Origin of the sequence: Nocardia wallacei (genome assembly GCF_029868745.1) — a bacterium.
Lineage (GTDB): Bacteria > Actinomycetota > Actinomycetes > Mycobacteriales > Mycobacteriaceae > Nocardia > Nocardia wallacei_B.
Genome location: NZ_JARWOP010000043.1, coordinates 1 through 8,653, shown reverse-complemented (window position 1 = coordinate 8,653; position 8,653 = coordinate 1). Strand labels below are relative to the sequence as shown.

Sequence of the window (8,653 nt, the reverse complement as noted above, 5' to 3'; positions counted from 1 at the left end):
CCCCCCCCCCCCCCCCCGCGCCCGCCCGCCTCCGGCGCGGGCGGGGGGGGGGGGGGGGCGGCCCGCCCCGCGACCGCGTCGTAGGTGCGGTGCAGTGCCTGCGCGGCCGCCGGAGTGCGTTGCAGCACACCGACATACAGGGCGTCGACGATGAGCAACTGGCTCATCCGGCTGGCCATCGCCGCCGAGCGGAAGCCGTCCTCGCGTCCGGCGGCGAGGATGGTCCGGGCGGCGGTGGCCGCCAGGGTGGAACCGGCGCCCGCGGTCACCGCGACGGTCGCGGTGCCGGCGCGGTCGGCTCGCCGCACCGCCTCGACGATGCCGATGGTCTCCCCTGAATGCGAGAACGCCATGATCACGTCGTCGGCGCCGAGCAGGCTGGCCTGGACGAGCGCGTCGTCCTCGGAGGTGCAGGCGCCGCACCACATGCCGATCCGGGTCAGCTTCTGCGCCATGTCCATCGCCACCAGCCCGGACGCGCCGATGCCGATCACCTGGACCCGGCGGGCCCGTGCCAGCTGGTCGGCGACCGCTGCCATCGTCGCGGCGTCGGCGCGTTCGGCGGTGGCGAGCAGGCCCTCGGTCTCGAAGGCGGCCAGCTTGTGCAGCACCTTGGGCGGGGTGTCGTCGGGGTCGATATCGGTGGCGAGCACGGGGGTGCGGTCCTCGGTGCCGGTGGCCGCCAGCGCCAGCCGCAGCTGCGGATACCCTTCGTAGCCAAGGGTTTTGGCGAGTCGCACCACGGCCGAGGTACTGGTCTCGGCGCGTTCGGCGAGTTGATTCACCGTCAGTTGCGCCGTGCCCGCCGGATCGTCGCGGATCACCTGGGCGACCCGTCGTGCGGTCGGCGTGAGCCGGGGGAGGGCCGCCAGCAGGCGGGTGCGGACATCGTCACCGTCGTTCATCGCGTCATCCGTCCAGCGTGGAGGGTCGGGGTGGGGCAGCGGGCGGTCGACACGGTCACGGGGGCGACGATATCGCCGGAGGGTTGCCCCCACCGCATCAACACACGTTCCGGGTATCGCATCAGGCCACCGCCCGCACCGATTCGGGCGGCGGCGCGGGCTCGGGAGCCGGATGGAACCGGCTGCTGATCCCGCCGACGACAAGGGTGACCGCGACGCCGATCGGCACCAGCCACTGTGCGGCGATGCCCTTCTCGGTCACCGTGCCCGCCACGGTGACCTCGATCTGGACGATCCGGACCACGAAGGTCATCACGATCACCGTGGCGGCGAAGGCCACGATCGCGTCGAACTGGTTGGCGCGCCGGACCAGCCGGCCGAGCAGGAAGGCGCCGAGCAGCGCGCCGTAGGTGTACCCCGCGATCGCCAGCGCGGTCAGATATACGTTGCCGGTGGTAGTGCTGAACCCCATGGCGAACAACGCCATCAGCACCGCCCACACCAGCGTCGTGAACCGGCCCAGGCGCAGCATCGCCGCGTCGGACACCGCGCGCCGGGACCAGCCGCGGACGATGTCGGCGACGGTGGAGTTGGCCATGGAATTCAATGCCGCGGACAGCGAACCCATGGCGGCGCCGAGGATTCCGGCGACCAGCAGCCCGGAAATCACCACCGGCAGCCCGTGCACGATGAAATCCGGGTACAGCCCGTCGGCGCTCGACAGTCCCAGCGCCGCGGGCGATCTGCCGCCGTTGTAGGCCCACAGCAGCGCGCCGACGAGCGAGAAGGCGGCGAACTGCACCGCGACGAACACCCCCGAGGCGATCATGGCCCGCTGGCTGTCGCGGATCGACCGGGTGGCCAGAATGCGTTGCACGATCAGCTGATCCGAGCCGTGCGAGGCCATCGTGAACAGCGCTCCGCCGATGATGGCGGTGGGCAGCGCGAAGCTGCTGGTGAGGATGTGCGCCAGGCCGAAGTCCGTATCGAAGAGCCGGAACTTGCCGTGCCGCAGCGCATCGGACCAGCCGGCGACGCCGACGTGCCCGGTCAGTACGCCGATCGCGATCAGCGCACCGAGCAGATACAGGCCCATCTGGAGCGCGTCGGTCCAGATCACCGCCTTGATCCCGCCCAGATACGTGTAGACGACCGTCAGCAGCGTGAGGGCCACGATGATCACGTCGTAGCCGAGGGATATACCGAACTCGCCGAGCAGCAGCTCGATCGGAATGGCGGAGGCGAACAGCCGCACACCCTCGGCGAGCAGCCGGGTGAGCACGAACGTCACCGCCGCGACGCCCTGCAGGTATGGGCCGAAGCGCTGCCGCAGATACTCGTAGGCGCTGACGAATCCGCCGCGCTTGTACAGCGGAATCAGGGCGATGGCGACCACGGTGCGGCCGATGATGTATCCGAAGGCCAGTTCGACGTTGCCGAATCCCTGATCGGTGTAAGCTCCGCCCGGAATCGAAATGACCGTCAGCACACTGGTTTCGGTGGCTACGACCGAGAAACACACAGTCCACCACGGCATTCGGCCCGCGCCGACGAAATATTCGCCCGCAGAGCGTTGTCTTCCGGACAGCCGCAACCCGATCCAGGCGACGACTACCAGGTACACGACGATGACACCGACATTCAGTGCGTGCATCGCGACTCCCGGTAACGCAGCGGGCATGCTGCAAGTAAGTGTCAGACGAATTGGTTAATATGTCAACAAATCTCACGAAATCCGCGTGATCAACGGTTCCAGTGCCGTAGTGGTGTCGGCGCCCAGCAGCGCGGCGCCGTCGATCGGGTGTCCGTGCGCGGTCCGGTATTCGACCCTCCCCCCGAGTATGCGGTCCACGGGCGCCCACAGTGCCGCGCCGAGTTCGATCAGCCCACCGGTCACCGCATACGGTACCGGTGCGGCCAGCCCGCCGCGGTCGATCGCGGCCAGCACGGCGCGCCCCAGAGCGTGCCCGGCCGCACCCATGATCTCCGCGGCGACCTCGTCGGCAGCCGCGGCGGCAGCGACCGCGGGGGCGAAGGCCGCGGCGAGCCGGGCGTGGTTCTCGTGGTCGCCGAACAGCGTGGGCAACGTGTCGAGCGGGCCGTACTGATCGGCGGCCGCGGCGGCCAGCGTGGTGTCGGGTCCGCGTCCGTCGTGGCCGCGCAGCGCTGCGCGCAGACCCTGGAGGCCGATCCAGCCGCCGCTGCCCTCGTCGCCGAGCAGTGGTCCCCAGCCATCGATCCGGGTGAACCGGCCCGTCGGATCGACCGCGGTCACCACCGCGCCGGTCCCCGCTGTCAGCACGACGCCCGGATCGCCGCCGAGCGCCCCGGCGTGCGCCGTCACGGCATCGGAGGTGACCGCGACCGCCGTGACCGCCGGCGTCCCGGCCAGTAGCCGGGCGAATTCGATGCGGGCACGGGGTGCGGAGGCCGCTCCCGCCGCACCGACCGACAGCACGAAAGGCATTGCGCGCAGATCTATTTCGCGCACGACCGCGGTCACGGCACGCTGCGCGGCCGCCACGCCGTCGCGGGCGGCCAGCCCCGGGGCGCCGGGACCGTCGGCGCGGGCTCGCTCGGTCCCGTCGATCCGCAGCGACGCGCGACAGCCGGTCTTACCGAGATCGACGGCGAGGATTGCGGTACTCATAACGAGCATCATGGGCGAAACATCCCAATTCTGGGAATGGTTGATACTCGAACCACGTCGGTCCCTGGGCGAATTGAGGATTCCCGATGGCGCTGTTCGTGAGTGCGCTGCCAGGCTGTGGGTGGGAGCTGCGATGACCGACCATTACAAGGTCATCCCGGAATTCGACGTGCCCGCCTACGCGTCCGGCAGGTTGAAGGGCACGATGACCGCCACGCACGCCGCGATCCAGTCCAACGTCGACAATCTGGGCGCGGGTACGCCGTGGGCGGGACCCGAGCTGACGGACCTGATGTACGACGCGAAGCTCATCGACGATCAGAACCGGTCGGTCACGACCACCAACCACAACGACGCGGTCACGGCGCTGCAGACCATCGAACGGCAGATAGAGCGCGACAACGAGGCCGTAGACAGCTCCTCCTATGGTGCCTACACCGCCGCCGGCGACGCTTATACCGATATCGACCAAGCCGTCGAGCGGCTGCGGGGCCTGCTGAAAGATTCGGTGGCTCTCGGGCCGAGTTACAACGAGAAAGGCGAGGCATACTGGCCCGAGTCGGTGGAAGGCCCGCTGATATCTGCCTGTGCCTCCACGATGGAGGTGGTCGAGCAGCGCATGCAACAGGCCACGACCGATATCCAGCAGCATGCCGACCACATCGATCGCTCGGCGCCCGGCAATCCGACCAACAACGCCTACGGCGGCACCCCCGCGCCCCTGACCCAGCCGTGGTCCGGCACCAGCTATGTGCCGCCCGCCGACGCGAGCCTGGTCGAAAAGATCAAGGGCTTCGCCGAGAACGAACTGGGTGTCGTCGAACAGGGCACCAACCATGTGAACCGGCCGTACAACATCAACGACGCGTGGTGCGCGTCGTTCGCCACCTGGGTGTGGAAACAGTCCGGTATCGACGTGGACTGGTCCAACAAGAACCTCGTGCGCGCGGTCTGGTCGGATGGGGCGAGCCAGGGCCTCGCCGACAGCAACATGGGTGCCGCACGCCCCGGGGACCTCGTCGTCTTCGGCGGTCAGAACCATATCGGCGTGGTGGTGGCGCGCAACGGCGACACCATCACCACGATCGAGGGCAACTCCGGCGACGCCGTGCGGCAGCGCACCTACAACATCTCCAGCGGGAATTTCACCGGCGTGATCCATCCGCCGGCGAACGACCGGACCCCGGCGCGGGTGTAGTCGGCCGATCGGCGTGTTGGGCGGTCGCCGCCGCGCGACCCGGTACTCTCCTCCCCGGTAGCTGAGTCATTGCCAAAGAATCGGGTTCGTTCGGTTTCTCGAGGAGGCGTGCGGTGCTCGTGGTGGGGTCGGTATCGCTCGGAACGGACGGTCTCGCGTGACTCGCGGCCTCCGCAAGCCCCTGCTCGGCTTCGGCGCGTTCGCCGTCGTCGCCGTGCTGGTGACGGTGATTATCTGGAATACGCTGTCACGCAACGTCAGTGGGCCCACCACCGGCTACACGGCCACCTTCGGCGATGTGCTCGGGCTGCGCGTGGACGACGACGTGCGGATGGCCGGTGTGCGCGTCGGCAAGGTGACCGCGATCGGGCTGGCCCGGGATCCGGTGAGCCGCAAGCATGTTGCCCGGGTGCGTTTCGAGGTGCAGCGCAACCAGCGGCTGTACTCCGACACCAAGGCCCTGGTCCGATACCAGAATCTGATCGGTCAGCGATATGTGGCGCTGGCGCCGGGTAACCAGCCCGACAGCACGCCGTTGCGCGGCGGGGGAGAGATCCCGCTCGAGCGGACCGAGCCGTCGTTCGACATCTCGGGCCTGCTGGGCGGCTTCCAGCCGCTGTTCGAGAACCTGCTGCCCGACCAGGTGAACGACCTGTCGAACACGCTTGTCATGGCGTTGCAGGGGGACCGGGTGTCGTTGAGTACGTTCATCGTTCAAGCCGCCGCCGTGGCGACGGACTTCCAGCGCCGGGACGCGATTCTCGGGGACGTCATCGCCAACCTCAGCGGCATCATGCAGGGGCTGGCCGCGCGCGGCGCCGAACTGGAGACCCTGGTGACGCAGACCCGCGCTCTCATCGGCGGCCTGTACGAGCAGGGGCAGTCGCTGTTGTCGTCGACCGAGCAGATCGCCGTCGCGTCGGATGCGTTGGTGCACACCGTCGATCGAGTACGCCCGACCCTGGACCCGGCCCAGCGTTCGGTCCGCGAGGCCTTCACGCTGTTGCTCGAGCACGGCGCGAAATTGGATCGGGCGGCCCTGGACATGCCCGCTCTCCTCGCCGCGCTCGGCCGCTTCACCCAGAACGGCGCCTACGCCTCGGCCTACCTCTGCACCCTGGACATCTCCCTCTACAACATCCTGCTGCCGCGGGGCCTGCTCCCGCTGATCGGCGGCAATTCCCACTCCGCGGTCTGCCGCCCCTGAGCCCGGGGTAATCGGGTGGATATCTTCCATCCGCAAGGGTCTTTGGTCCCTGAATTCCGCTGACCGACGGCATCGATATCTGTCGGATTGTCGCCACACCGACTGAATGGTATCGTCTCAATTCTGATTTCGAGCGAAAGCTCATCGTGTTGTATGGGGTATATGTGAATCTGGACGATGCTCTGCATGACGGAATGTCGGTGGAGGGGGCGATGGGTATTGCCCTGGTCGATTACGGCAGCGGAATGATCCTCGGCAAGCAGGGCGGAAATTCGTTGCTCGATCTGGACGTGGCCGGAGCGGTACTCACCGAAGTCGTCCGGGCCAAAGTGCGTGCCATCGAGACATTGCAGCTCGACGACGCCATCGAAGACATTCTCATCACGCTGGGCACGCAGTATCACATCATCATGCCGCTGGAGAGCCGCCGCAACGGCACACCGGTCCCGGACGGGCGGCAGGACACCTTGTTCCTGTATCTCGTGCTCGACCGGACGCGCGGCAACCTCGCCATGGCCCGGCACCGGCTCCGCCGGATCGAGCAGGCGGTGCGGGTATGAGCGAGCAGCGGATCCAGCGCAAGGAGATCAGGCTCGGCGATTCCGCGACCGTGGCACGGCTGCTCACCGCGGCGTGCACGTCGATCGGGGACGCGCAGTACGCCTTCGTCACCAGCCGCGACGGCCTGGTGATCGCGTCCGGCAACGCCCTTCCGTCGATCGGCCAGGACGAGGACGAGGTGGCGATGCGGGGTTCGGCGCTGGCGGCCGCCGCAGCGGGGATCGGCGACCATTTCGCCGCACTGTCTGCGCACGGCCGGTTACAGTCCGCGTTCTTCGAGGCCGATCGTGGCTGTGTCGCGGTGGTGCCGCTGAGCAGCACACTTCTGCTGGTTGTCGGCAGCGCTCCGGCGGTGAGCCTGGGCCGGTTGACCGCGGCGGCCCGGAAAATTGTCGCGACATTGCACGCGCCCAACAATTGATTCCGTTCGAATCATCGATATAACAGTAAGGATTTTCCATGTCCGATATGGACACCGCCCTGAAAGATATGATGGCGATCGACGGAGCCATCGGCGCTGCCGTCGTCGACTACGACAGCGGTATGGCGTTGGGTACGCTCGGCAGTTCCAAATCGCTCGATCTGGAAATCGCCGCCGCCGGTAACACCGAAGTGGTGCGGGCCAAACAGCGCACCCTCGACCAACTGGGGCTGAGTCAGGACATCGAGGATATTCTGATCTCCCTCTCGGGTCAGTATCACCTCATCCGTCCCATGACTCTGCCTCAGGCCCAGGGACTCTTCCTCTACCTCGCGCTGGATCGCGGTCGCGCCAATCTCGCGCTGGCGCGGCATCGCCTCAAGAAGATCGAGGAAAATCTGCAGATGTAACCGCTTCTACCCGTGGTCCACGAGGGTGCGTGTGGCACCGTCGTGGTCGATTTCGACGCGGCGGAGTTCGGGCGGGGCGTCGACCAGGATGGTGGCCAGGACATGGCGGCCGGGCGGGAGGACGCGGACCGTGACGGTGCCGGAGTTGGCCTTGTCCAACTGCTGGGCCACCTCGGCGACGACGGCGGAGACCAGGGTGTCCGGGGCGTCGGCCAGGCCGCCGTCGTCCAGCAGCAGAACCTCGACGCCGCGGCTGCGCGCACCACGGGTGGCGGCGGCCAGTCCGGCGGTGGTGAGCGCGGGTGCGCGCAGGCCGTCCCGCAATTCCGCCTCCAGCAGGCGTGATTCGTAGCGTTCGGTGTCGGTGAGGCCCGCGCCCGCGGCGATCCGCTCCAGCATCGGGCGCGCGCGTTCATCCAGGCGTTCCAGTTGGCGGGCGCGCTCCTCGCCCTGTGCGCGCAGCGTGGCGCGGGCGGCGGCGCCCGCGGCGGACTCGTCGGCCAGGCGGCGCAGCGCGCGCAGGGTGGAGCGGGCGATCGCGGCGATCAGGATTCCGGTCACCACGATGATGAGCGGCGTCATCGACAGCGAGATGCCCTGTGTGCCGAGCCCGATGTCGAACATCGCCACCAGCGTCGTCGCGGCGATACCGAGCACCGCGTACCCGCTGCGCCCGCGGACGGCCAGGAAGCACAGCACCACCGAGGTGGCGTAGACCGTCCAGACGAACTCGTGCACCTGCACCGCCGCCACCCGGTGGTAGGCGATGCCGGTGGCCACCGGACCGGCCGCGGCCACCGCCGCGGCGATCGGCCGGGGGAACGGCTCGATGTCGACGGCCAGCGTCGCCACCGCGGCGAGCGCGATCATGCTGTAGGCCAGCACGATTCCCGTCCGATGGTCGGGGAGGGCGCGCACGTTCGACAACGCCATCGACGCGATCGTCGCGAGCAGCACGACCGTCACCAGCGCACCCTGCCGCCCGCGCAGGCCGAGCAGCCCGCGCAGATCCCAGCGCTCGGGTTCGGCGGAGCCGGGCGTCTCCGGGCCGGTCTCCGGCTCGCGGACGCCGGTGCTGGGATGCACCCACACCAGCGTGACCGACGTCCCCTGGCCCGGCGGGGGGGGCACGAACGGCCCGCCCCCCGGTGGGTGGGCCCTCCGCGCGTTGCTGCCGCGCCGGACGCCGTTCCGGGGCGGCGGCACCCCCTCGGTATCGAAACCCCCCCCGGCGTCCCGCATTTCGACTTGCAGCGCCCCGGGGCCCACGGTCACGGTGACGTCGCGGCGCACCCGCCGCC

The 8,653-nt window shown here is 68.7% G+C and carries 9 protein-coding genes; 5 read left to right on the top strand and 4 right to left on the bottom strand.

All coding sequences use genetic code 11. The features are described from left to right. The 3 genes from QH470_RS02085 to QH470_RS02075 form a co-directional block, all read right to left on the bottom strand. Window positions 1-905 (bottom strand): MurR/RpiR family transcriptional regulator (locus QH470_RS02085; protein WP_280270521.1); only part of this gene is annotated, 905 nt, incomplete at its 3' end. 121 nt (window positions 906-1,026) lie between these two features. Beyond that, on the bottom strand, window positions 1,027-2,559 hold the full coding sequence (locus tag QH470_RS02080) for a sodium:solute symporter (RefSeq protein WP_280270520.1): 1,533 nt from the start codon (window positions 2,557-2,559) through the stop codon (window positions 1,027-1,029). A 72-nt stretch (window positions 2,560-2,631) separates the two neighbouring features. Beyond that, window positions 2,632-3,555 (bottom strand): BadF/BadG/BcrA/BcrD ATPase family protein, encoded by a 924-nt coding sequence (locus QH470_RS02075; RefSeq protein ID WP_280270519.1) that lies wholly within the window; start codon window positions 3,553-3,555, stop codon window positions 2,632-2,634. Between the two features lie 133 nt (window positions 3,556-3,688). Between QH470_RS02075 and QH470_RS02070 the strand changes: the two genes are divergently transcribed. The 5 genes from QH470_RS02070 (at window position 3,689) to QH470_RS02050 (ending at window position 7,352) form a co-directional block, all read left to right on the top strand. Beyond that, the gene (locus tag QH470_RS02070) at window positions 3,689-4,753 is read left to right on the top strand and encodes a CHAP domain-containing protein (RefSeq protein WP_280270518.1); all 1,065 of its coding nucleotides are present in this window, start codon (window positions 3,689-3,691) and stop codon (window positions 4,751-4,753) included. 157 nt (window positions 4,754-4,910) lie between these two features. Next, window positions 4,911-5,960: an MCE family protein gene (locus QH470_RS02065; protein ID WP_280270517.1), complete on the top strand. Its 1,050-nt coding sequence runs from the start codon at window positions 4,911-4,913 to the stop codon at window positions 5,958-5,960. A 212-nt stretch (window positions 5,961-6,172) separates the two neighbouring features. Next, window positions 6,173-6,520 (top strand): hypothetical protein, encoded by a 348-nt coding sequence (locus QH470_RS02060; RefSeq protein WP_280270516.1) that lies wholly within the window; start codon window positions 6,173-6,175, stop codon window positions 6,518-6,520. Beyond that, window positions 6,517-6,942: a roadblock/LC7 domain-containing protein gene (locus QH470_RS02055; RefSeq protein WP_280270515.1), complete on the top strand. Its 426-nt coding sequence runs from the start codon at window positions 6,517-6,519 to the stop codon at window positions 6,940-6,942. The genes QH470_RS02060 and QH470_RS02055 overlap by 4 nt, the downstream gene beginning before the upstream one ends. Window positions 6,943-6,980: 38 nt before the next feature. Further along, complete coding sequence (locus QH470_RS02050; protein WP_280270514.1) at window positions 6,981-7,352, top strand: roadblock/LC7 domain-containing protein; 372 nt, start codon at window positions 6,981-6,983, stop codon at window positions 7,350-7,352. A 6-nt stretch (window positions 7,353-7,358) separates the two neighbouring features. Here the strand turns inward: QH470_RS02050 and QH470_RS02045 are convergent. Beyond that, window positions 7,359-8,653, bottom strand: a 1,295-nt coding sequence (locus tag QH470_RS02045; RefSeq protein ID WP_280270513.1) for a hypothetical protein, incomplete at its 5' end; no start/stop codon positions are given.

Excerpts from the sequence above, each read along its gene's own strand:
- QH470_RS02050 (WP_280270514.1), top strand. The coding sequence starts at position 6,981 with ATGTCCGATATGGACACCGCCCTGAAAGATATGATGGCGATCGACGGA.
- QH470_RS02070 (WP_280270518.1), top strand. The coding sequence starts at position 3,689 with ATGACCGACCATTACAAGGTCATCCCGGAATTCGACGTGCCCGCCTAC.
- QH470_RS02075 (WP_280270519.1), bottom strand. The coding sequence starts at position 3,555 with ATGAGTACCGCAATCCTCGCCGTCGATCTCGGTAAGACCGGCTGTCGC.
- QH470_RS02080 (WP_280270520.1), bottom strand. The coding sequence starts at position 2,559 with ATGCACGCACTGAATGTCGGTGTCATCGTCGTGTACCTGGTAGTCGTC.
- QH470_RS02060 (WP_280270516.1), top strand. The coding sequence starts at position 6,173 with ATGGGTATTGCCCTGGTCGATTACGGCAGCGGAATGATCCTCGGCAAG.
- QH470_RS02055 (WP_280270515.1), top strand. The coding sequence starts at position 6,517 with ATGAGCGAGCAGCGGATCCAGCGCAAGGAGATCAGGCTCGGCGATTCC.